The sequence below is a fragment of the Okeania sp. SIO2B3 genome, from assembly GCF_010672525.1.
GTDB lineage: Bacteria > Cyanobacteriota > Cyanobacteriia > Cyanobacteriales > Microcoleaceae > Okeania.
The window spans coordinates 19321-43430 of the sequence record NZ_JAAHGH010000010.1; the positions used below are offsets into that span (position 1 = coordinate 19321).

The 24110-nt window shown below is 35.9% G+C and carries 15 protein-coding genes and 1 pseudogene; 7 read left to right on the forward strand and 9 right to left on the reverse strand.

Translation table 11 applies throughout. From position 1 onward, the window contains the following. Window positions 1-187: 187 nt before the first annotated feature. The gene (locus tag F6K15_RS11740) at window positions 188-1510 is read right to left on the reverse strand and encodes a pentapeptide repeat-containing protein (protein ID WP_293060960.1); all 1323 of its coding nucleotides are present in this window, start codon (window positions 1508-1510) and stop codon (window positions 188-190) included. Between the two features lie 850 nt (window positions 1511-2360). Then, entirely contained in the window at window positions 2361-3182 is an 822-nt protein-coding gene (locus F6K15_RS11745; RefSeq protein WP_293060961.1) for a pentapeptide repeat-containing protein, read from the reverse strand. A 712-nt stretch (window positions 3183-3894) separates the two neighbouring features. On the opposite strand from F6K15_RS11745, the pseudogene F6K15_RS11750 reads away from it, so the two are divergent. Next, window positions 3895-4418: pseudogene (locus F6K15_RS11750) on the forward strand (RNA-guided endonuclease InsQ/TnpB family protein); the annotation flags it as partial. Between the two features lie 47 nt (window positions 4419-4465). On the opposite strand, the gene F6K15_RS11755 reads toward F6K15_RS11750, so the two are convergent. The 3 genes from F6K15_RS11755 to F6K15_RS11765 all read right to left on the reverse strand — a co-directional run bounded on the left by F6K15_RS11755 (window position 4466) and on the right by F6K15_RS11765 (window position 9134). Further along, entirely contained in the window at window positions 4466-5641 is a 1176-nt protein-coding gene (locus F6K15_RS11755; protein WP_293060963.1) for a pentapeptide repeat-containing protein, read from the reverse strand. A gap of 643 nt (window positions 5642-6284) precedes the next feature. After that, window positions 6285-7676 carry a hypothetical protein gene (locus tag F6K15_RS11760; protein ID WP_293060964.1) on the reverse strand — a complete coding sequence of 464 codons (1392 nt, stop codon included), beginning with the start codon at window positions 7674-7676 and terminating at the stop codon, window positions 6285-6287. A gap of 702 nt (window positions 7677-8378) precedes the next feature. Then, complete coding sequence (locus tag F6K15_RS11765; protein WP_293060966.1) at window positions 8379-9134, reverse strand: WecB/TagA/CpsF family glycosyltransferase; 756 nt, start codon at window positions 9132-9134, stop codon at window positions 8379-8381. 221 nt (window positions 9135-9355) lie between these two features. Here F6K15_RS11765 and F6K15_RS11770 point away from each other — a divergent pair, with 221 nt between their 5' ends. The 3 genes from F6K15_RS11770 to F6K15_RS11780 all read left to right on the forward strand — a co-directional run bounded on the left by F6K15_RS11770 (window position 9356) and on the right by F6K15_RS11780 (window position 14339). Continuing rightward, the gene (locus tag F6K15_RS11770; protein ID WP_293060968.1) at window positions 9356-10939 is read left to right on the forward strand and encodes a serine/threonine-protein kinase; all 1584 of its coding nucleotides are present in this window, start codon (window positions 9356-9358) and stop codon (window positions 10937-10939) included. A gap of 1243 nt (window positions 10940-12182) precedes the next feature. After that, window positions 12183-12500 (forward strand): DUF6825 family protein, encoded by a 318-nt coding sequence (locus tag F6K15_RS11775; protein ID WP_293060970.1) that lies wholly within the window; start codon window positions 12183-12185, stop codon window positions 12498-12500. 78 nt (window positions 12501-12578) lie between these two features. Next, window positions 12579-14339, forward strand: a complete 1761-nt coding sequence (locus F6K15_RS11780; RefSeq protein ID WP_375341061.1) for an ABC1 kinase family protein — start codon at window positions 12579-12581, stop codon at window positions 14337-14339. 82 nt (window positions 14340-14421) lie between these two features. On the opposite strand, the gene F6K15_RS11785 is transcribed toward F6K15_RS11780, so the two are convergent. From F6K15_RS11785 to F6K15_RS11800, 4 genes are all read right to left on the reverse strand, one after another. Next, window positions 14422-15678: a transposase gene (locus F6K15_RS11785; protein ID WP_293060971.1), complete on the reverse strand. Its 1257-nt coding sequence runs from the start codon at window positions 15676-15678 to the stop codon at window positions 14422-14424. A gap of 188 nt (window positions 15679-15866) precedes the next feature. Then, a complete protein-coding gene (locus F6K15_RS11790; RefSeq protein WP_293060972.1) occupies window positions 15867-17774 on the reverse strand; it encodes a bifunctional serine/threonine-protein kinase/formylglycine-generating enzyme family protein in 1908 nt (635 codons plus the stop codon). A 583-nt stretch (window positions 17775-18357) separates the two neighbouring features. Next, the gene (locus F6K15_RS11795) at window positions 18358-18828 is read right to left on the reverse strand and encodes a transposase (RefSeq protein ID WP_293060974.1); all 471 of its coding nucleotides are present in this window, start codon (window positions 18826-18828) and stop codon (window positions 18358-18360) included. Window positions 18829-19172: 344 nt separating this feature from the next. Then, on the reverse strand, window positions 19173-19394 hold the full coding sequence (locus F6K15_RS11800) for a hypothetical protein (RefSeq protein ID WP_293060976.1): 222 nt from the start codon (window positions 19392-19394) through the stop codon (window positions 19173-19175). 273 nt (window positions 19395-19667) lie between these two features. On the opposite strand from F6K15_RS11800, the gene glgX reads away from it, so the two are divergent. The 3 genes from glgX to F6K15_RS11815 all read left to right on the forward strand — a co-directional run bounded on the left by glgX (window position 19668) and on the right by F6K15_RS11815 (window position 23843). Beyond that, on the forward strand, window positions 19668-21791 hold the full coding sequence (gene glgX / locus F6K15_RS11805) for a glycogen debranching protein GlgX (RefSeq protein ID WP_293060978.1): 2124 nt from the start codon (window positions 19668-19670) through the stop codon (window positions 21789-21791). 462 nt (window positions 21792-22253) lie between these two features. Then, window positions 22254-22883, forward strand: coding sequence for a hypothetical protein (locus F6K15_RS11810; protein ID WP_293060980.1), 630 nt, complete (start codon window positions 22254-22256; stop codon window positions 22881-22883). A gap of 72 nt (window positions 22884-22955) precedes the next feature. Then, window positions 22956-23843, forward strand: coding sequence for a VWA domain-containing protein (locus F6K15_RS11815; RefSeq protein ID WP_293060982.1), 888 nt, complete (start codon window positions 22956-22958; stop codon window positions 23841-23843). Window positions 23844-24110: the final 267 nt, after the last annotated feature.

Genomic DNA, 24110 nt, shown 5'->3' on the forward strand with positions numbered 1-24110 from the left:
CGGATAAGAGCGCGAACAAAAAACTTCCTCCTTCTACTACTTTTTCTTCTTCTTTCTTCCCCTCCTGGGAGGGGCGCGCGGGTGGGTTGACTCCTGACTTCTGACTTCCCCTCCACGGTCGGGACCCGCGGGTGGGTTGACTCCTAAGTAATGCGCGATTAATATCATACCCGCGCTTCACCAACACCTAATATTTATCCTGAAAAATAGCTCCACGTTTAACTAACTCCTGCTTCATTTCTTCAGTAATTCCTAAATTTTCACCAAATATAGCACCTTTTAATTCTGCACCTTTTAGGTTAATTTCTCTTAAATCAGCTTTCAATAACTTGGTATTTTTTAAGTTAGCATCCATCAGATTTGCCATTTTCAATTTTGCATTTGATAATTCTGCATCACACAGTTGGACTTTTAGCAATTTAGCTTCATTTAATAAAGCACCTGCCAAGATAGCATTAAATAATAAAGTGTTGCTCAAGTTAGCACCTTGCATATTAGAATTAGACAAATTGGCTTTGATCAAATTAACATCTGTCAGATTAGTATTAGTTAATTTACTATTGCTGAGATTAGTATTACTGAGGTTAGCATATCTGAAATTAGCATCTGCTAAATTAGCATCTGCTAAATTAGCATTTCCCATATTAGCGCCTTTAAGGTCAGCACCTTCAAGATCAACACCATTTAAAGTTCTACCATAAGCGCCATGATTTACAATATCCCAAACAAGATACCACTTATCATCTAATTCTGTTTTATGATTAATTTTTACTCCCCTGAAATTAACATGATTTAAGTTAGCATTCATCAACTTTGCATAATTAAGATTAGCATCACTTAAATTAGCACCTTCTAGGTTAGCACCTTCTAGATTAGCACCTTCTAGATTAGCTCGATGTAATTGACCTCTGACAAGATTAATTTTAGATAAATTAGCACCTTTTAAATTAGAATCTTTAAGGTTAACATCTGTCAAATTAGCATAACTAAAATTAGCATCTGTGAGATTAGCTTCACTGATGTTTGCTTCATCAAGTTGAGCATGACTAAAATTAGCATCTGTGAGATTAGTATTTCTGAGATTAGTACGAATTAAATTAGCATTAGTTAAATTGGCTTGAATTAATTGTGCATCTGTAATCTCACTACGCCAGAGATTAGCACTCTCTAGGTTAGCACTGTTGAGGTTAGCACCTCTCAAACTTACCCCTCTAAGGTCTGCACTCTTTAAATTAATATTATTCAGGTTGGCAAACCACATTATTGCCCCACTCAGATTAGCATGACTCAGATCGCTATTACTAAAATTAGTTCTTTTCAGGTTTGCACAAAGTAGATAAGCATCCCTGAGAATAGCTTCAGTGAAATTAATATCATTTAGATCGCAAAGACTCAGGTCAGCAAACTCAAGATTTATACCAGTAAAATTGTTAGTCAATTTTTGATTGCTAGTTTGAGCTGTATCATTAATTAGTTTCTGCAGTTTATCAAGTGATTTTTGATTAGCCATATAAAGTTATTCTTTAACAATATATAATAGGATGTTATTTAAAAGCGATCGCTGTAATTAATTTAGTCAAGTATAATTATGAATAATTACACTATGACTAATATAATTATAATCTAGCAAACTTTCTCATGGTTAATTTGTACCATTTCATCTGTACTCTCAAAAATTACTAAAAAATCATCAGCTAGGATAAACAGAAGCATCTGAGAAAGAATACAAAATCAATAAGATTGATAATTATTAATTAGATGATTTGGCGTTGGTGATTTGAGATATGATATCATGTTCGGATAAGAGCGCTATAGAACTCCATTCCGCACTCCGCGATGATGTTGATGCAACGCTTCGCGTTAACGTTTGCGATAGCATTCTGACAGGAAAGTTGTGCGCCAGCAAACAAAAAACTTTCTCCTTCTACTCGTGGTTTCTTCTTCTTTCTTCCCTCCTGACTCCTGACTCCTTTCTTCCCCTACTGGGAGGGGCGCGCGGGTGGGTTGACTCCTAAATAGGGCTTGCTGATTAAATCTAAAAGCATTGAAATTTCAAGACAAGTGCCTTTTTGGAGTCGAATTGCAGTGCGCCTGTTTCAGTCTAAAACGCTCATGCATGGAGCGTATTTTAGGCGCATAGTTGGGCAGAAAAATCATTCTTACAATTCTTACTTCTACCTCCTCGTTCATTCCCATTCTCCTGTCTTCCCCTCCCCTCCACGGTCGGGCACCGCGGGTGGGTTGTCTCCAGTATAGCTGTCTCCCACCCCTACTAAAAGACTAGTGAAGCGCAAACCCTAAATAATTAAGATTAATATCATACACGCGCTTCAGCAACGCCAATGATTTTTTTTCTGATTCTAATTATCCTCAAAAAACGCTCCACGATTAATTAAATCTTGCTTCATTTCATCAGATAAACCAGAATCATGCCATAACCTAGCATTCTCTACTTTTGTATTCTGAAAATTAGCTCCTTTTAAATTTGTTAATGCTAATCCAGCTTGACTTAGATCGGCATTAGTTAAATTAGTATTACTCAAATCTGCATCACTTAAATTGGCATTACTCAAATTAGCTTCACTCAAATTTGCCCCACTCAAATTTGCCCCACTCAAATTAGCTAAAGCTAGACTAACACGACGCAAATTTGCCTCAGTTAGATCAGCATTACTTAACAATGCTCCACTCAAATCTGCTCCACCTAAATTCACTTTTCCAAGATTAGCTTCACTCAAATCTGCATCACTTAAATCTGCACCCCGTAGATAAGCTTCATACAAGTTTGCACCACTCAAGTCAACACCACATAAATTAACTCCTAATAACTTAGCTCCTGCAAAATCTAAGGCAGGGTTTATACCAGCGATATTTGCTAACTCCAGTAAATTTTCTGTATCAGCTTCAACTACACTCTTGATTATTATTCTAAACTCTGAAAAATCACAACCTGCAGTAGTTGCAGACAATATCAAAGTTTGTAATTCCTCTGAAGATTTGTATTGCAACGACTCAGAAGTTAAATTAGAGTCAAATTTTTGCGATCGCAACCAAAGCACCAATTTTCTTTCTAGCACAGCGAGTCGATTGGGGCTAATATTATGAGGCCATAATCCTTCAATAGCAGTCATAGAATCAACAATTTTCTCAGCTATATTTTTAATTGTTATAGCAGTTTTCACTACCGGAAAATCATTTGAGAGTCAGGAGTCAGAACTCAGAAGTCAGGAGTCATAACTCAGGAGATAGATAGGGCTTGCTGATTAAATCTAAGAGTTTTTATAGATAAAGGTTTTAGCCTTTTAAAGTGCGAGGTTTTATGTGGTAATGGTTCAATTTAGGAGCGGATTTTGGTCAAGATTTGGGCAGAAAAATTAAGGAACAAAACTTAGCTCCTACCTCCTCGCTCCCGAGCCATTTCTCCCCTCCTGGGAGGGGCCCGCGGGTGGGTTGTCTCCTGTCTCCTACCCCTACTAAAAGACTTTTAAGCGCAAACCCTAGATAAATAAGGCGTTGCATATTTGTGGGATAAATTAGAGTGTGAGGGGTGGAGGGCGTTATACCATTTCTCAAAAGCTTTTCTACATTTTATGACGGCGTTGCTGAATACTGGGATGATTGAGGCCGACACGGGGACACGAGGACAGGTCAACACGGGGATTATAGTTGATTCTCTCTGATAAAATCATCCCGCAACTATGCAATGCCTTATTGACCATAGGAGTAGACGAGTAGGAAAGAAGTAAACATCAGCAACGCTTATTCTTTTATCTGAAATGGAGCGAGAGGACTTCCAGTATAATCACCGATTTACCAGGAGATGAATCACGACTAAACAAACAATAAGCACCCCATTGAGATAGAATTATGATACAATGTGGACATGATAATACTAAGCTAGCTCATCATTTGTGTTACCAAGCTGGAATGATATTCGTTGAAGACCTAGACTTGAGAATCTGGGCCAAAGGAATGTTATAGTCATTCTGAATAAGACTGGAACACTTTTTCAGCTGAAACTCTTTCTAGGCAAGAAACCCTTGTCTCAATCTTAACTGGGATGACTATAGGTAAACATACTTTAGATGCAGGGTTCGGTCAGTTTTTCAAGTCTCTTGGCTTGGGTATGCAGGAAACGAGGGGTTGATTTTGGCCAGGTAGACTACAGATATACCAGTTAAATTTGTCCGAACTGTGGAGCGCATACAGGTAAAAAAGACCTGTCTGAGCGCGGAACATAAATGCCCTGAATGTCACTACTCAATCAATCGTGATGTGGCAGCAGCAAAAGTGATTTGTCATCGAGGTGTCACTGCGACCAATGCATATGGTAGCAGAAATTGACCCTCGTTGGCGTACTGTCGGTGGTTGCAAACAATCTAGATAAGTGCCACTCATGCAGTAACCCTAAATCGTGAGGTTTGGGTTTCTCCCATTATAATCTTTGATTTAACGGGAGAGAATGTCAATCTGAAATCTCAAACAATGCCCCTCGTTCTACCCATTCATGCTTTTGATGTTCAGAAATACCTATATTTTGAGCAAATATTGTCTTCTCTAAAATAGCATCTTTTAAATCTGTCCGTTTTAAATTAGCTCCGCGTAAATTGGCCCTACTTAAATTAACTCCACTGAGGTCAGCATTTTGTAAAGAAGCATTACTTAAATCCACATTGACTAATTTAGCACTGGGCAGATAAGCACTACTCAAGTCAGCACCACTGAGGTTAGCATTGGTTAAATCAGCACGAGGTAATTTTGTCCGCAAATCTGCATCTTTGAGATAAGCTTCTACAAGTTTAGCATCTCGTAAATTAGCATTACAGAGATTAGCTTGGCTTAAATTCGCACCATTAAGATTAGCTCCACTTAAGTCAGCAAGGGTTAAGTTAGCGCCACTGAGATTAGTCTTTTGTAAGTCTGCGCCAACAAAATTAGTATATTGGAGGTCTATCTTACTTAGATCGCTACCTGCAAAATCTGTGGTAGAGTTTAGAGCTACAGTTTGAGCAATTTCTGTAAAATTATTGCCCAGTTGCTTTGATAATAATTCTTTGGCGATCGCTATCTGTTGTTGTCTACATTCTTCTGCCTTTCTAGCATCCTCCATTGATTGGTATACTAACCGGAGATTAAACAAGGCATCCCCTTGGCTAGTATAATTATCTATTTTCTTCGCAAAAGCTAACTGCTGTTGATAACATTCTTTGGCCTGGGCAAATTCTCCCGAACCATGATAAGCTATCCCTAAACTGGAGTAGGCTTGTTCACAACCAAATTCGTCTTGCATTTCTTGAGCGATCGTCAAACGTTTTTGTTGGTATACAACTGCTTGTGAATAATTCTCTAGAGCATAATAAGCATTTCCTAAATTACCTAAGGCTTTTCCTTCTCCTTCTCGGTCTTGAATTTCTCTAGCAATATTTAAGTGTCGCTGATAATATTCTATGGCTGAGTGATAATCTAATAATGCGTCATAAGCAACACCAATATTTCCTAGAACTGCGGCTTGTTTTCGGCGATCGGAAATTTCTTGGTAGATAGCTAATGCTTGTTGCCAAGATTCCAAAGCTGCTTCAAATTTATGATTTTGATATTGATAAATCCCTTGTTTGAGCAGTTTGTCTGCTATTTCACTCATATTTTTACCGAATAATTAATAATTAATAATTAAATAATTCGCGCCTTGAAGCCTCCCCTTGATCGGGGAAAAAGCGGTCGAGGGATGGCGAGGTCTCGGAGCTGTCCGACCATCGACCAAGACAGCGGTCGTTTGCTTTTGCTTCGCAAAACTGGCGTAACGCAACGCTGACGCGAAACGCGACAGCGGAACGGAGTTCTATCTTCGCAGCTTCCCGTAGGGTGGGATGGCGAGGTCTCGGAGCTGTCCGACCATCGACCAAGAGAAGAAATAATATTTCCTTATATTCAATTCCGTAACGGTTTTAACCTTCTTGTAATTATCCATTATCCATTATCAATTAATGAAAGTTTTTTTACAGTTCCTTAAAAACACTATATTACCTAGTTTAATTTCTTTTTTAGTTCTACAATTTCTACAATATAGTATGCGAAAGAGTTGATTACACTAAATCCTGTTATCAAAAATACTAGCTTGTCATCTCCTCCACACCTTATTTTCTCATCTATAGCAATCCTAAATGATTTGTGAGAATTTTTATAATAGTTAAGATTGACGAAAAACTTTGAAAATTATGACTCCTAATTCCTGACTACCACAGAAATATTACAATTGGAATCGGATTGCTATATTACTGGTATTATTAATGTTTATTCCAGTGAATACAATTGCCTTTTTTTACCCCACTAATTGCCTGTTTACGACTCTCAAATAATTCTAAAACTCCATCAATAATCATTTTCACTAAATCTTGGTTACAGCCATCAATAAAATCTTCAGGAGAAATAATTTTTTGAAATAATTCCTTAATTCTTTCCCTTTGTTTTTTTACTTCTTCAAATCCTATATATCTAACTATAAATGTACTCAAGGGTGAGTTTCTCATATCATAAGCTGCATTTTGACATCGCCCATCTGCCAACAAAGTTAATACTTCACGTTCTAAACTATTTTTAGGTTGATAAGGATTATGAATATCTGGTAAAAAACTCTCCAAATGAGCAGGGTCGAATCCTTGAGTTGGCAACTCTCCAATCATTGTTGAAAGAGGTATATTCAAGCCTAATCGCATAGATAATGCCTCAATAAAACCTAGAGTGAAAATTTTACTTCCCAGATAAATTTTAGCAATTTCTAGATTTTTCTTCGCCTGATTAACCAAACTTCTGTAAGTTTTTTCATTGGGTTCTCCATCGAATTTGCGAAAAATTAAATTGGGATTTAAAGATTTAATAAAACCTTCAGTTTTTTCTAAGGCAATTCGGTACTCAGAAATAGTGTATGAATTACCATTAATGAGATTGTGGTTAGTTTCTGGCAATAAATTCCAGGTATTATCTAGAAAAATTGAACTAGGTGAACCAAAACCAATAACATCTCGATTAGAGAGTCTAACTGATTTTTTTATTGTTTGATATAGTTCAGCATCAGTTAAATTAAGATTCCACTTAATATTAGTTTCTCTAAGTCTTTGATAGAGACGTTCAGTAGCAGTTAAGTCATCTTCTGAAATAGGTTGAAATGGAATACTCGCTTCAATACAAGCAGCGATTTTCAACAGATGTTTAGGTGTCAAAAATGTTTCCATTGCTTTGGTCGCAACAACAGCGCTCATAAATTCATTTTGCCCACCGAAAGGTAACAAAGCCTGACCACTAACAAAACCAAAAACAGATGTTATTATTTCAAAAGTTCGGTCTTTTGGTAATTCATTTTTTTCCCTGATTTTTAACTTTCCTTGTACCTCTTTAATATAAGGAGTAATATAATAACTGAGATTAAAATTCACACTATGATCTATTTGTAGATAGACTACATCATGGAATAAAGCAGCTAATACTTCAATCGCATCTTGTGAACCTCCCACTTCAAATATATGATCTGGAGTATGAAAATAACGCCAGGGACTCATCATTGGTTGGACAACTAACTCGGCAATTTCAGCAAGTTTTTCTGATTGAACTTCTACCTGTAATTTCCCAGTTGCCCATTTTAGTTTTTCTAAGCATCGTTGATATTCATATTCAAAATTCATGATTTTTTTACTCCTAGTTGATGAATAAAATTTTGTACTTTACTAAGTTTTACTTCTTCAGAGCGATCGCTAGATTTTTTATATATGGCTGTTATATCACAGTTTTTTTATTTAGCTTTAGGAAATAGCATTATTGATACTAACTTCACCAAAATTATATGACATAAACTGTACAGTTTGTTTGATTTTTTTGCCTGCCTTTACCTATCTAAATTTTTTATATGCTTTGCAGATAACTTACTACCAATTTTATGTAAGACTGCATAGAATGAAGTTTTAGGTTTTAGGTTTGATACCAATTTTATGTGAGGCTCCACAGAATTATGAAATTTATTAACTTGTCTGTCTCAATTTACACTCAACTCTGATTAAAATATTATTCTATGCAACTTAGAAATGAATTTGGTATTAATTATTAAAAACTTGACCAATAAAGATCAAATACTTAAGGCTTCAGAATAGACAAAAATAACAACTAATTTTAATACCAAATACCCTCATCTCTTTTGCCTATTCTCTATTCCTCACTTTCTAAAATTGAGAAATTTGTACTTCATAAAAGTGATAAATTCCACAAAATTTCAATCAGACTTTCTTGCTCCTGATGAAAATTATCCCTAGAAGTGAAAATTAATAGTTGACTTTTAACTACAAATTAGGTTAAATTATCAACTATAAATATTATCATGGCCTTAATCATTACTAAAATTTCACGTCCATTAAAGTCTTCAAAGCAAAATGTGGTAAAGCCAACATTCGTCGCCAGCGCCAAGGTTCTTGATAAAGTCGATACAACCACTCCAAGGAATTGTCACAAAACCAAGCAGGCGCTCTTTCCTTCACTCCAGCCCATATATCCAAACTACCGCCAATACCAATCCAGACTGCTTGAGGACAAATATGTTTATGTTCTGCAATCCACAACTCCTGACGAGGTACTCCTAAACCTACAAATATTAGTTTCGGCTGCAATTGTGCTAAAGTATTGAGCAATTCTGTCTCTTCTGCCGGAGATAAATAACCATGCTGACAAGCGACCGCTAACTGTGACACTTTTTGTTGCCAAATGTCTGCAGCTTTCATAGCTACCCCTGGTTTTCCTCCATAGAAAAATACCAAGTTGTCTGGATTCTGTCTTGGTACTTGCCACAAAAGACTCTCTGCTAATTCAATACCAGGACAACGCTGTACAGATTTACCCTTAAGCCTTAAGTATAGAACAACACCAGCCCCATCAGGAACTACCAATTCAGCTCGACTGATTATCTCAGCCAAGACGTGATTTTTCTCTCCCTGCATCACCATTTCAGCATTGAGTGTCACTACATGAGTTCCCAGTCCCTTCTCTAATCGAGAAAGTAAATAACCAGAGTAGTCATCAATACAATGTATTGGTAAACCTAGGACAAAATTTTTTTTAGGTAGACTAAGTGCGGACTCAGAATTTTTTTCACTCATATTTATATTGATTTATTTTCTTGTTTTACCATCCTCAAATACTTACTAATTTAGATTAGCTAATTCCGCTCTTTCCGGCTAGTGCTTAACCACTTTCTTTCACCCCGATCCATATCAAGATTTTCCAATTTGAGAAACTTCATCTATAATCAATCAAGCAGAATCAACTACAAAATATTGTTGTATTCTCATAAGTAACGCTTTTGTGAAAATTAGTGTTTATGAATCTTAAACCAGGAGTTGTCCTTCAAAAAGGAAAATATACTATTGATAGTATCTTAGGCCAAGGAGGCTTTGGTATAACCTACCGAGCTATTCATCATCAACTCAATCAAATTGTTGTCCTGAAAACCCTGAATGAAAGTCTACGCCATCATCAAGATTTTGCTAAATTTCAGCATCAATTTATAGCTGAGGTTAATCTTCTAGCAAACTCGAGACATCCTAACATGGTTAGAGTGTGGGACTTTTTTGAGGAAGATCAGCTTTTCTTCATGGTAATGGACTATATTCCTGGTCAAAATTTGGCTGATTTAATACAGTCTGGCCATAAACTTCATCCCAACGAAGCTATTGATTATGTACATCAAATTGCTTCAGCTCTATCAGTAGTTCACAAAAATGGTTTTTTACATCGGGACATACAACCTAAGAATATTATTAGGCAAGCAGGAACTAATACAGTGATACTCACTGATTTTGGCATTACCTGTGACTTAACTACTGGAATTAGGCAAACTTATGCTAATTTATTTTCTGTGGGATATGCACCACCTGAACAGTGCGATCTAGAACAAAAGTTAACCCCCGCAGCAGATATTTATGCTTTAACTGCTACATTATACTATTTACTTACTGGTAAAGCTCCTACTCCTGCAGCTTTAAGGCTCAGTGATGAAGCTATTCCTCAAACACTTATAGTGTCTACAACTGAATTAAGATTACTTGAAACGAATCTTCCGAAAAATATTGAGAATGCGATTATCAAAGGATTGGAAATAGACCTTCAAAAACGACCTCAAACTTTGGAAAGTTGGTTTGCACTACTGTTTGATAAGTCAGATATTTCAGAGGTAAATAAACAACAAGACCAGGCAAAAGAAAGATGTTGTGAAGTTAATAGTAATTATGGCTTAATAGATACTAACTTTAAGTCAAAGATGAATAATCAAATGGCAAATAATCTGATCGATCAATCAAAAATTAAGAATAATTATAAAAATAATATAGCTCCAATTCATATTTTAAAAAATTGTTCTTTGGAAAATAATTTCAATTGGATTAATCAACTTTCTTTGCAATTGACGATTTTTTTAGTGTTTCTATTTACAGCAGCAACTTTTGGGTGGATAGGTTTTGAGATTACCCTTCGTTATAGTTATGCAAAAACTAACAAAAAAACAGTATCTTTGACGACAAGTAATTTACTAGAAACTCTGAAAAATGAGTACGACTATACTTTCAGAGACCGCGATCCATCTACTCCTCTTTTTGATTCTCCTTCGGTAAAAACTTACTCTACAACTCCACCAAAATTGAACAAATTACCTAAACCTTATGTTGACCGAGATGCAGTTTTTCCTAATAGTTTGTCTGACTTTAATGGGGATAATTATGAGTCAAATCAGCCATATTATTCTTCTGATTTAAAAACTCAAATACCTAGCCACAATTATTCTGTCAATGAAGAAATTGATTTTCTAGAAAAATTAGACTACCCTTCTGACTATCAATCTAAACCTCTTGAGTATAACTATCAAAAATATCAACAACAAAATCAATATCCTGATGACTACTACTATTAATTTGATTTTTTACAGATAAATTAAATTTTTGCATAAATGTTTTGAGCATTCTTTTCTCACAATTATCTCACATTAATTGAGTCAAATTGAGTTAATACTAAAAATTATATACTACCTACCAGATATGATACTTGCTATAGTGAGCGATCGCTACTTTCAAATAAATATATAATATATAATAATTCAGCTAACAGCTAGTTATATCAATGATCAAAGATAATATTAAAAAAATCTGCATAGAAAGAGTTTCTCAAATCCTAGTTGCCATATATCTCTATCATTATTTCTGATTTTTTTCTTTCTTTATTTCTTCTTCATCCCTTCCTCTTCCCTACTGTTACTATTAGATAGACATCTCAAAAAATTCAAAATCAAGTCAATTATTTATCCCTGTTCTCTGTTCTCTGTTCCCTGTTCCCTGTTCCCTCTTTTCTAGAAATTTCTATTCTGGTATTAGCTAAATAGAATTGGTCTTTAGAGTAGATAAATATACTTGGATTCTATAACACTTTAATCTGGGGAAGATTTTCATTAACTATTGGAAATGGCCTGTATGATCATTGTACTCATAATATCATGTCCGTTTAATTAATAATAAAAAACTTTCCTCTTCTCTTCCTTCTTCTTCCCTCCTGACTCATTCCTTCCCCTATCCTCCCAGGAGGGGTTAGGGGTGGGTTGACTCCTGAGGACTCCGTAGTTATTTATAAGTATTCAACCGGACATAACATAACACATCTGTAAGTCCAGACTAGAAAAATCAAGCTAAGTAATATCTTGCTAACTGAAAGATTCGGATATTTATAAGATGATGTGATACAATACTTTACAATTATGAGAGTATTACAGCACTTTTCATATTGATGAACCACATCGTCACACACAATTATGAACCCTGTAGGGACTAACCATGGTTAGTCCCTCCTGTGGTCTACCGTGCAGGAAAAGCACTGCTGTAATCACCAACTGAGATAATTAGGTCTCAAAAATTGGAAAAGATTAACAAATAAAGTAAATAATTAGAAGGATTTTCAAAGGGTGGTGATTAAAATATTTTTATAGTAAATATATAGTAAATAAATCAAGCATAAAGTATTGAAATTTGCTTAACCATAAGTAGCATAATTGAAAAATTAATAGAAAACTTGTTAAGCAAATAAAAATAAAAACAGATTGGCCTTGCTTTTCCAGAAAATATCAATCAAAATTAATTAGTAAATTCTCAAGATAGACAACTTTAATTATGAGTAAATCACCACTTCATGCATTTTTCGTTGGTAGAGCTATTGCAGAAGGAGTTTACGAACAACTAGAAAATGTTGTTACCAATTCTCTTAGTGCACTAGGAAAATTTGATGCAGAGCAAAGAGAGAATTTACGAAGTTTCATTGAAGAAGCATTAGAAAGAGCAGACCGGGAAGCTCAAGCAGAAAATAATATCAGTAGCTCCAGCAACTTAAACGATCAACCCAAAGACCTACAAGCTATAATCGACGACTTAAGAGCTGAAGTAGCTCAAGTTAGATCGGAACTACAAAAATATCGTAGTGGTTCTGTCTAAAGACAATCCGACCACTAACTTTGTCCATTGCTATCAGCTAAACTTTAATCATATCATAAATTATTATATACTGCTACTGTGTCTGTTCTCCTTGATGACAACATCATTAACCGCAAGGGACAAGCTAACTATACAACTGGAGGCTCAATGACCAAAGTCTCCACAAAATCCTATAGTAATAAAGCTTATCGCTGGAATAGAGAAAATTATTCTCGCCAGCGTCGTTACATTGATATTTGGGCTTTTTTTCTCACCTGGCTAACCTGGCTATGGATAGACAAAAAAAATTGGAGCTACCGAGGAGGAGTAACAGAAGAAAAGAAAAATCTCAGACGCCGCAAACAAGCAATTTGGGTACGAGAGACAATGCTAGAATTAGGCCCCACCTTTATCAAGTTGGGACAACTATTCTCTACTCGTGCAGACTTATTTCCTGTTGAGTACGTCGAAGAACTTTCAAAACTCCAAGATAAAGTCCCCGCTTTCAACTACGAACAAGTAGAAACAATAATCTTAGAAGACCTGGGAAAAAAGACAGACGAACTATACCATAGCTTTGAACCAGTACCCCTAGCTGCGGCGAGTTTAGGTCAAGTTCATAGAGCGCAACTTCATTCTGGTGAAGATATAGTAGTCAAAATACAAAGACCAGGGCTGAAAAAACTATTCCAAATTGATTTAACTATTCTTAAAGGGGTAGCTCGTTATTTTCAAAGCCACCCCGAATGGGGTCGTGGCCGAGATTGGTTGGGTATCTATGAAGAATGTTGCCGAATTCTGTGGCTTGAGATAGATTATCTCAACGAAGGTCGCAATGCTGATACCTTTCGCCGTAACTTCCGAGAATGTAACTGGGTAAAAGTACCAAGAGTTTATTGGCGGTATTCAGCACCACGGGTACTTACATTAGAGTATGTTCCAGGTATCAAAATTAGTAATTATGAAGCTCTCGAAGCGTCAGGTCAAGACCGCAAAGCTTTGGCTAGAATGGGGGCTGAAGCTTACTTACGACAACTTTTGAATGATGGGTTTTTCCATGCCGATCCTCATCCGGGCAATATTGCTGTTAGTCCGGAAGGGGGATTAATTTTCTACGATTTTGGCATGATGGGGCAAATTAAGTCCAATATCCGGGAAAAACTTATGGGAACTCTTTATGGCATTGCTTCAAAAGATGCTGAAAGAGTGGTTGTCTCTCTCATAGACTTAGGAGCGTTAACTCCTACTGGAGATATGGGTCCTGTGAGGCGGTCGATCCAATATATGTTGGATAATTTTATGGATAAGCCCTTTGAGGCTCAGTCAATCACAGCTATTAGTGATGATTTGTATGAGGTTGCTTATGACCAACCTTTCCGTTTTCCGGCAACTTTTACTTTTGTGATGCGAGCTTTCTCTACTTTGGAGGGGGTTGGTAAGGGTTTGGACCCAGAGTTTAATTTTATGGAGGTGGCACAACCGTTTGCCATGGAGCTGATGTCTGATGGAAATTCTCAAAATACTATTTTTAATGAACTAGGTCGTCAAGCGGCTCAGGTTAGTTCTACTGCTTTGGGTTTGCCTCGTCGTATTGAGGATGCGATTGATAAGTTGGAGCAGGGGGATATTAGGGTTCGGGTTCGAGCTACGGAAACAGATAGGTTGGTTCGGCGGGTTAGTAATGTGCAAATGGGTACTAATTATGCCCTGCTTATTAGTGGTTTTACTTTGTCGGCGACTATTCTCTATGTTAATAATCAGCCTGGTCTAGCATTTGCTTTGATTTTAGTGGTTGTTGTGATGGGGTTTGCTTTTATACGATTGTTGAAGCGTATTAATAGATTGGACAAGATGATGTAGTTCATTTTTTCTATCTTTAATTATTTTTGCCCACCTATTGACATACTCCCGGCGCTGAATTAAAAATTACAGCGCGGGATTCTCACACATCTGTGATTCTTGATTCACCGACACCACTTACTGCTTCAGGTTGCCCATCTACAGCAGAGGTGGTAGTCTCCTCAAGCGTTCCCGAATAGTCGGAGGTTCCTGAATGCCCTTCAGTACCTTGATTCCACTCAATACCTATTATTTCTAATCCACGCTTCAAGATGTTTCGTGCTGCGTTAGTATCACGACATATTTCAACATGACAGCTAGGGCAAACATGAGTACGAGTTGACAAAGTTTTCTTGACTCTATGCCCACAATTAGAACAGTCTTGAGAAGTGAATTTGGGATTTACGGAGACAACCGCTTTGTCCCAAATTTTTCCATAATATTCTAGCCATTGAGTGAATTGATACCACGCTGCATCAGATATTGACTTTGCCAAATGATGGTTTTTGACCATGTTTTGTATCTTCAGGTCTTCATAGACGACAACATCGTTAGATGCCACTACGCACCGGGCTTGCTTAATGCTCCAGTCTTTACGCTGTCTACTTACCTTCAAATGACATTTCCCCAGTCTTTTCCTAGCTTTATGGTAATTGTTTGATTGAGGTTTCTTGCCCTTAACAAACTTTTTGCTTAATTGTCGTTGCCGACGTTTTAATTTTTTCTCTGACTTCCTTAAATATTGAGGATAAACAACTGCATTATCATTTTGGTCTTTGTAGAAATATTTCAATCCTAAGTCAATACCGATAAAATTCCCAGTATAATTTCCTGGTTCTTTCCTATCAGCATCTATACAAAATTGACAATAATAGCCATCTGCCCGTCTAACTATTCTCACCCGATTAATTTTTAATCTAAATAAATCTTCCCTTGTTTCTGAATCACAGTACAGAGAAAACTTACCAGATTGAAACTTATCAGTAAAAGTTATAAACATACAATCATCTGATAATTTCCAGCCAGATTGTTTATATTCTACAGACCGACAATGCTTTTTGAATTTAGGGTATCCCTTCTTTTTAACTCCTTCCTTACATCGACGATAAAAGTTACTAATCGAAGTCCAAGCTACTTCTACTGAGGCTTGTCTAGCTGATGAATTTAATTTGTTTGCAAAAGCAAATTCACTAGCTAACTCTTTGCTCAGTTTGTATAAACGCGACTTATCTACTCCTTGGTTGTCTATCCAGTATCTAACAGCTTTATTTCTAATAAACTGTGCTGTCCGGATAGCTTCGTCCAAGGATTTATATTGATTTGAAGTCCCGTTTAATAGCTTGGCCTCTCTTACTAACATTTTTATCTTTTTTATTTTTATACTATCATTGCTTCACAAAATGATTTTCGCTATTTTTGGGGAGATGCAAGATATTTATATTTTTTTTGGAGCTTTCAAGAATGATAAGGTAAAGATAGAAAATGGCATACAAGGATTCTGCCACGGATACACGGATGGATTGGACAAAGACAGAAAAGGGGAAGATCCTAGGAATGAAAGACAGGCGAGATGACGCGAAAACCAAAATTTCTGAAGCAGAGGTCGATATTGCAGTTGTAGCGCTTGGCACTCCGGCAATCCCTAGAATAGCTCTCCCAGCTACCGCCACGGAGAACTCTTTTATTAGTATCTCCTCCGGTTTCCCAAGCACCTCCATCCGTAGGCGCTCCATTATAATTACTATGCCAAATATCCTGACACCATTCCCAGACATTGCCGTGCATATCATATAAACCAAGAGCATTAGGTGGAAAACTTCCCACATCAGTTGTTTGTTTTCGAGATTTACCTTTAGGAGCATTGCCATAAGGGATAAAAGCATTGCAGTTAAGCAACTCAGGCATTACAGTTTCTCCAAAATAGAAAGGAGTAGTTGTACCTGAACGACAAGCATATTCCCACTGACTTTCACTTGGCAAGGCGTAAGTTTTCCTAGTTTTCAGAGATAACTTTGTACAAAACTCTCTAACATTATGCCAGTTCACCTTTTGTACTGGTTGTACTGGGCGGTTTCCTCCTCTTAAGCGAGAAGGATTTTCACCCATAATAGCTAAATATTGTTCTTGAGTAATAGAGTATTTGCTCATATAAAAAGGTTGGAGAGTAACTTGATGTTGCGGACTTTCATTAGAGTCTCTTTCAGCTTCATCTTCTGGCGAACCTATGAGAAAAATTCCCCCAGGAATATAAACCATTTCTAATTTAATTCCATTACCTAAATCTTCTATTTTTTGCCTAGCACTTCCCTGGGTACGGTTAATAATATTGCCTGAGTTATCGACAGTAACAACATCAAAAGTAAATAGCTCTCCTTTGTCTGATTCTGCTGTTGATGGTTGAGATATTTGTGGTGGAGAAGTAAATTGTTGTTGTAGTTGAGTGGTAGGATCAATAATTGATGGTTGAGATATTTGCGATGGAAAAGTAGACTGTTTTTTTATTTGAGATTTAGGTAAAATAAGAAATAAAATTTCTCCTGTATTTTTCAACCTTTTGTTAGTTGCTCCAAGAATCATTTTATCCAAGATTTTTCCAACTTCATCACTCACACTCGACTTTAAATAATCTCGCCATATCCACTCACTTTCACTCACATCAAATAAATTAAAAGGCTCTACTCCAGTTAATAAATGAATACAAGTTACACCCAAACTATAAATATCGCTAGAAAAAGTTGCTTTTCCTACTGCTTGTTCTGGTGCAACATATCCCGCAGAACCTATAACAGTTCCTGTTTTTCCTAAAGCAGTCATAGTGGCATATTTAGCTGCCCCGAAATCTACCAATATAATATTATTCTCTGGCGAGATAGAAGCTTGAACTGGATTAATTTTCTCTGGCGAGCTAGAAGCTCGCACTGGATAAAATTGATTATTATTCTTTCTCCTAATAATATTCTCTGGTTTAATATCTCGGTGAATTACCTGCTGAGAATGAATAAATTCCAACACGGGCAATAAACTTTTTAACAACTCCAAAATTTGACTTTCATCAAAAGCTCCCGATTCTTCTAATTCCTGTTGTAAATTTTGCCCGTCTATAAACTCTTGTACTAAATACTGTCGATTATCCTGAGTAAAATATGCCAAAAGTTCGGGAATTTGTGGATGTCTACCTAAACCATCTAAACGTTCAGCTTCTTGAGCAAATAATTCAGCAGCTTTTTCTAAAGTTTTAGTTCCTTGTGCTTGAGGAAAAAATTGTTTAATTACGCAAAAAGGTTTTGAAGGTTTGTATTCATCTACTGCTTGAAAAGTTCTGCCAAAACCTCCTTGCCCAATAATTTTTAGAGCGCGATAACGTTCGGCTAAAACTAATTTTTCACCACAGCTTTGACAGAATTTTGTTTGTGGGGGGTTAGGTTTTAAACAGTCAGGATTTAAACATTGAGTCATATCAGTTATCGGTTATCAGCTATCCAGTGCGAGCATCTTGCTCGCCTATTTAATAATAATACCAAACCTGTTAGGAATTGAATTATGTTCTGGGAATTGAAATTATGTTCTGGAAAAATTGAATTATCTTCTGGGAAAATTGAAATTATATTCTGGAAATTGAAATTGTGTTCTGGAAATTGAAATTATATTCTGGAAATTGAAATTATGTTCTGGAAATTGAAATTATCTTCTGGGAAATTGAAATTATGTTCTGGAAATTTGAATTATGTTCTGGGAATTGAAATTATCTTCTGGGAATTGAAATTATTTTCTAGGAATTGAAATTATGTTCTGGGAAAATTGAATTATTTTCTAGGAATTGAAATTATGTTCTGGGAAATTGAATTATTTTCTAGGAATTGAAATTATGTTCTGGGAAATTGAATTATTTTCTGGGGAATTGAATTATCTTCTGGGAAATTGAAATTATATTCTGGGAATTGAAATTATATTCTGGGAATTGAAATTATATTCTGGAAATTGAAATTATATTCTGGCGAGCAAGATGCTCGCCCTCGGTAGCTCGCCCTGGATAGGAATTTTAATTATTCTGAAAATATGGGGATGAATTTCTGTCTAATTCCCAGAAAAAAGGATATTCTTCTGGTTTATTTACTAATTCAGCTTTAACCTGGTTTTGTCTGATGTATTTCCAGACATCTATCATTTCTTTTTGACTTTTAATTAATCTCTCATGTCGGCCATCTTGCCAAACTTTACCAATGTGTTTCATAACTTTAGGAATTTCCTTGGCACTATAGCCTTTAATACTATGCAGAATACTTCCAATTGACCAATATTCTGATTCTTGTTTGGGAAAAGGTATGATTAAACAATGTACATGATCTGGCATAATTACGACGCTCAAAATTTGATATCTTTGTTTGTGAAAAAATAAGAATGAATTTAAAACAATTTCCCGTGCTTCTGGGGTTAATTCTGATCTTTCCCAGGTGACAAATGTGATGAAATAAGTAGGTTCTATAAATTGAAATTTAGGAGATTTTTTCATAATTTTGATGATGATTTTTTCTACCCAGTGCGAGCATCTTGCTCGCGTATTAATAATACAAAATTGATATAAATTTAATTATATTCTGGGAATTTGATGGTGATTTTTGCCTCCCAGTGCGAGCATCTTACTCGCGTATTAATAATACAAAATTGATATAAATTTAATTATATCCTGGGAATTTGATGGTGATTTTTTGCCACCCAACACGAGCATCTTGCTCGCGCGTTTAATAATACAAAATTGATATAAATTTAATTATATTCTGGTAATTTAATGGTAATTTTTTGCCTCCCAGTGCGAGCATCTTGCTCGCGTATTAATAATACAAAATTGATATAAATTTAATTATATTCTGGGAATTTGATGGTGATTTTTTGCCTCCCATCACGAGCATCTTGCTCGCGTATTAATAATACAAAATCGGTAGAATTTTTAATTATATCCTGGGAATTTGATGGTGATTTTTTCCACCCAGCACGAGCATCTTGCTCGCGTATTAATAATACAAAATCGGTAGAAATTTTAATTATATCCTGGGAATTTGATGGTGATTTTTTTGCCACCCAGTGCGAGCATCTTGCTCGCGTATTAATAATACAAAACCAGGCGACAATTTTGATAATGTTCTGACAATTTTAATAATATTCTGACAATTTTAATAATGTTCTGACAATTTTAATAATGTTCTGACAATTTTAATAATGTTCTGACAATTTTAATAATATTCTGGCGAGCTAGAAGCTCGCACTGGATAGCTCACCCTGGATAGCTCCCCCCGTTTCCTGTTATAAAATATAAAAAAATACCTCTAATTCTGGAGAATTCTCAATTTATCTATGTATGTACCACTTTGGCCTGGAAAACCATATCCTCTAGGAGCATCCTGGGATGGTAAAGGCACTAACTTCGCTATATTCTCTGAAAATGCTACTAAGGTTGAACTTTGCCTATTTGATAAGCAAAATAAAGAAACACGCTTCACTCTGACAGAAGTTAGTAACTTTGTCTGGCATAGCTATGTACCAGGTATAGGTCCAGGTCAAAGATATGGATTTCGAGTACATGGCCCTTACGAACCATCCGAAGGTCATCGTTTTAATCCCAATAAACTACTAATTGACCCTTATGCAAAAGCAATTGATGGAGATATACTCTATGGTCAAGAAATATTTGCCTATTCTTGGGATGACCCAGAAAAAGATTTAGCCTGCACCTTAGATGATGATGCTCATCTAATGCCAAAGGCTGTAGTAATTGATGAAAGTTTTGATTGGGGAAATGACCAATTATTAAATATTGCCAACCACGAAACAATAATTTATGAAATTCATCTCAGAGGGTTTACTAAACTGCATCCTGACATTCCAGAAAATCTGAGGGGTACTTATGCAGGGTTAGCACATCCAACAGCGATCGCTTATCTCCAATCTCTAGGTATTACGGCAGTAGAGTTAATGCCTGTACATCATTTTCTCCGATACCCAGGACATTTAGTTGATAAGGAATTATCTAATTATTGGGGTTATGACTCTATTAATTATTTTGCTCCCTACAGTGGTTATAGTTCTAGTGGTAAAGCAGGGGAGCAAGTTCGAGAATTTAAACAAATGGTCAAGGCTTTACATAAAGCTGGTATTGAGGTGATATTGGATGTGGTTTATAACCATACTGGAGAAGGTAATCATTTCGGTCCGACTTTATCTTTCAAAGGTATTGATAATGCTGCTTATTATCGTCTAGTAGAAGATGACCCCCGCTACTATATGGATTTTACTGGTTGTGGTAATTCTCTCAATGTTCGTCATCCCCAGGTATTGAAGTTAATTATGGATAGTCTGCGCTACTGGGTGACGGAAATGCACGTTGATGGTTTTAGATTCGATCTAGCTTCTGCTTTGGCGCGAGAATTATATGAAGTGGATAGTTTGGCAGCTTTCTTTGATATTGTGCATCAAGACCCAGTTATTTCCAATGTGAAATTAATTGCTGAACCTTGGGATGTTGGGGAAGGCGGTTATCAAGTTGGGAATTTTCCTCTATTGTGGTCGGAATGGAATGGTAAATATAGAGATGCAGTTAGAGATTTTTGGCGAGGAGAAGAGGAAACATTAGCTGAATTTGCTTATCGTTTTACGGGTAGTTCTGACTTATATGCTTCTAATGGTAGGTTGCCTCATGCGAGTATTAATTTTGTAACTGCTCATGATGGTTTTACTCTGAATGATTTAGTTACTTATAACGAAAAACATAACGAGGCAAATGGGGAAGATAATAATGATGGAGAAGAACATAATCGTTCTTGGAATTCTGGAGAGGAAGGGGAAACTGACGACCAAGAAGTGTTGGATTTAAGGAACCGTCAAAGGCGTAATTTTTTGGTGACTTTAATGTTGTCTCAGGGCGTACCAATGTTATTAGGAGGAGATGAATTTGGGCGGACGCAAAAAGGTAATAATAATGCCTATTGTCAGGATAATAAAATTTCTTGGTTGGATTGGAATTTACAGGTAGAAAATTCAGATTTATTAGATTTTACTCGACAGTTAATTTATTTCCGTTGTCAACATCCGGTATTTCATAGACGTAAGTGGTTTCAAGGTCGTGCTATTCATGGTTCGGATGTGAATGATATAGGTTGGTATAATCCTGATGGTGGAGAAATGACTGAGGAACAATGGAATATTGATTTTGCTAAGGCTGTTGGTATCTTTTTAAATGGCGAAGAAATTCCTGCTAGTGGTGAGCGTGGGGAAAGGATTATTGATGATTGTTTTATGATATTTTTTAATGCTCATTATGAATTGATAGAATTTACAATTCCTCCTAAGTTTCAAGATAGAAGTTGGGTAGTTATTGTTGATACGAGTAAGTCTCGTTTTGTGGAAAATGGTAAGCAATATCAAGGTGAAGTTCCTATTCCTGTGATGGAACGTTCAATTGTTGTTTTACGGCGTTTGTAAGTATTTAGGTATTAGCAGTCAGCTCTCAGATTTTTAAGGAATGAAAAATTATTTGTAAGCATTTAGGTATTAGCTATCATCTCTCAGTTCTTTAATAAATAGGGTGCATCTGAATATTTGTAAAAATACTTTTTTTCTATTGCCTGTTGCTTATTGCTTTTTCCTTGAAAACTATAAATTTTTGGCTTTATTCAAAATTTAGATGCACCCAATGAATGAAAAAATAATTCGTTAAACTTCCTGTTAAAATTTGATTCATTATAGGTTATCTGGAATTGGTAATTTATCGAGTGATATATAAGTATTGCCATTAACAAATCAACAAAGTATGGCAGAACCAAGAATTCAAGCTTAGGTATTGTATATCTATGCTATTTCAGGACTAAAGGATAAAGAGTAGACCTTTCTATTCGTGTTCAATAAAAGAAATTAAATAAAATAAATATCTGGTACTTCAATAAAATGGCAAGAAACTATTTACAAGCTTTAGCTAAAGCACTTTCTAAACTAGCTGGTCCTTTGGGAAGTCCCATTGAATTTTTCCTTAGTCTCTATCAAGATCAAGAAACACAAAAGCGCAAAGCTGAATTAGATGAAATGATTCTTAAAGGACAAAATCTAAGTCGTGAAGTTCTTGAAGAGATATTTATAGCTAAAAGCGATATCAAGGAATTAAGGGAACAATTTATCGTGGGAATGCAATTTTGTATTTCTCTTCTATCTAAAAATAAGGAATTATTGTCTAGTGGGGATTTAGAAGAAAATCTTCTTTTTCTAATAGATTCACATAAGGAAAAGCTTGAAGCAAGCGGGTTTATTACAGATGAAGTTTTAGCTGATGAACTTTATAAATGTTATCAGGAAAATTCGCGACTTTTTTTAGCACATATTTCTGCTGATTTTCCTGCGGGAGAACTTCCCAGTTATGATGAAGTTTTAGCTGATGAACTTTATAAATGTTATGAGAAAGATGCCAGACTTTTTTTAGCACATATTTCTGCTGATTTTCCTGTGGGAGAACTTCGCAATTATGAAGCTGTACCAGTTATTATTTCTGATTTTTTAACAAGGTGTTCTGGTCAGGGATTATAACAACAAGCTAAAATATTTAATGCTTTAAGTAAAAAAAATCCAGGTAGTCAACCTTTAAAAGTAAAAAGCTTGATGCTTCAAGAACAAGTGATTTTTAAAGAGAAAATTGCTATTCTTAGTCCTGAAATTTATGTTCAACTAGAATCACAAAGAAAATGGGCTGATGCATTAGCTCAAATGAAAATTACTTCTCCTCAAACTATTATGACTGGTGGTAATAGTGATTCAGGAGACTCCGTGTCAAATTTATTTAACTTATTACAAATAGAACATTTAACTGGACTTCCAGACCGCCTTCAGCTTAACCAAGGAACATCCACACCATCACTTTCCACGGCATCAACAAAAACTTATCTTTCCCCAGACTCAGAAAAGAAAAGTTTACGAGCAAAATCTGCTGAACTTAAGATTCCAGTTGTCCTAGTAGTAGATACATCTACTTCCATGTCTGGTGAACGTATAGATTCCTTAAATGCTGGAATTTCTACTTTTAAACAACAATTTGAACCGAGCAGCAAAATATCCCAATCTGTGAAATTAGCCATCATAACTTCTAATAGTAATGGGCGAGGAATTCAAGATTTTGTAAATATCGATGAATTTGCCCCATCTCCCTTCAAAGCTGAAGGAGAAACTATGATGGGTAAGGGAATTAATTTAGCATTACAAGAAATAGAAAATTATCTGGCATCTCAAAAACCTTGGTTATTTTATATTATAGGCCCCGCAACGAACAACAATTGGCAACTAACGGATAAGGATTGGCAAAAATCCACGCAACGTGCTTGGAAAGCTGTAGAGGAAAATAAACTCAATTTTTTTGTAGTCAATGTTCAGGGAGTAGATAGCATTAACCTGATAAAATTTGGCTCTCCTAAAACATCTCCCAAGTTATTCAATGAATTTCAGGAATTGTTCCACTGGATTGCTGAAATTCTCAAAAAAAGTTTCCAGGAGTGAAGAAGAAGGTGCTGCTACTTCAACTAGCTCGATAGGAGTCTCCCGCTATAATCTGCGATTTAACGGTGAGAGGAATATCAGGACAATGAAAGTATGAAGTTGTCCAATAATTAGGGTTTGCTGAAAAAGTCTTATGGGTGAAGGTAGGAGACAGGAGACAGGAGACAGGAGACAGGAGAAATTATAGACGAGGTAGTCGTAAAAATTGTCCCTTGATTGTTCTGCCATAATCATCCCAAAATACTAGCTTGTTGAGCTTGAGCGACC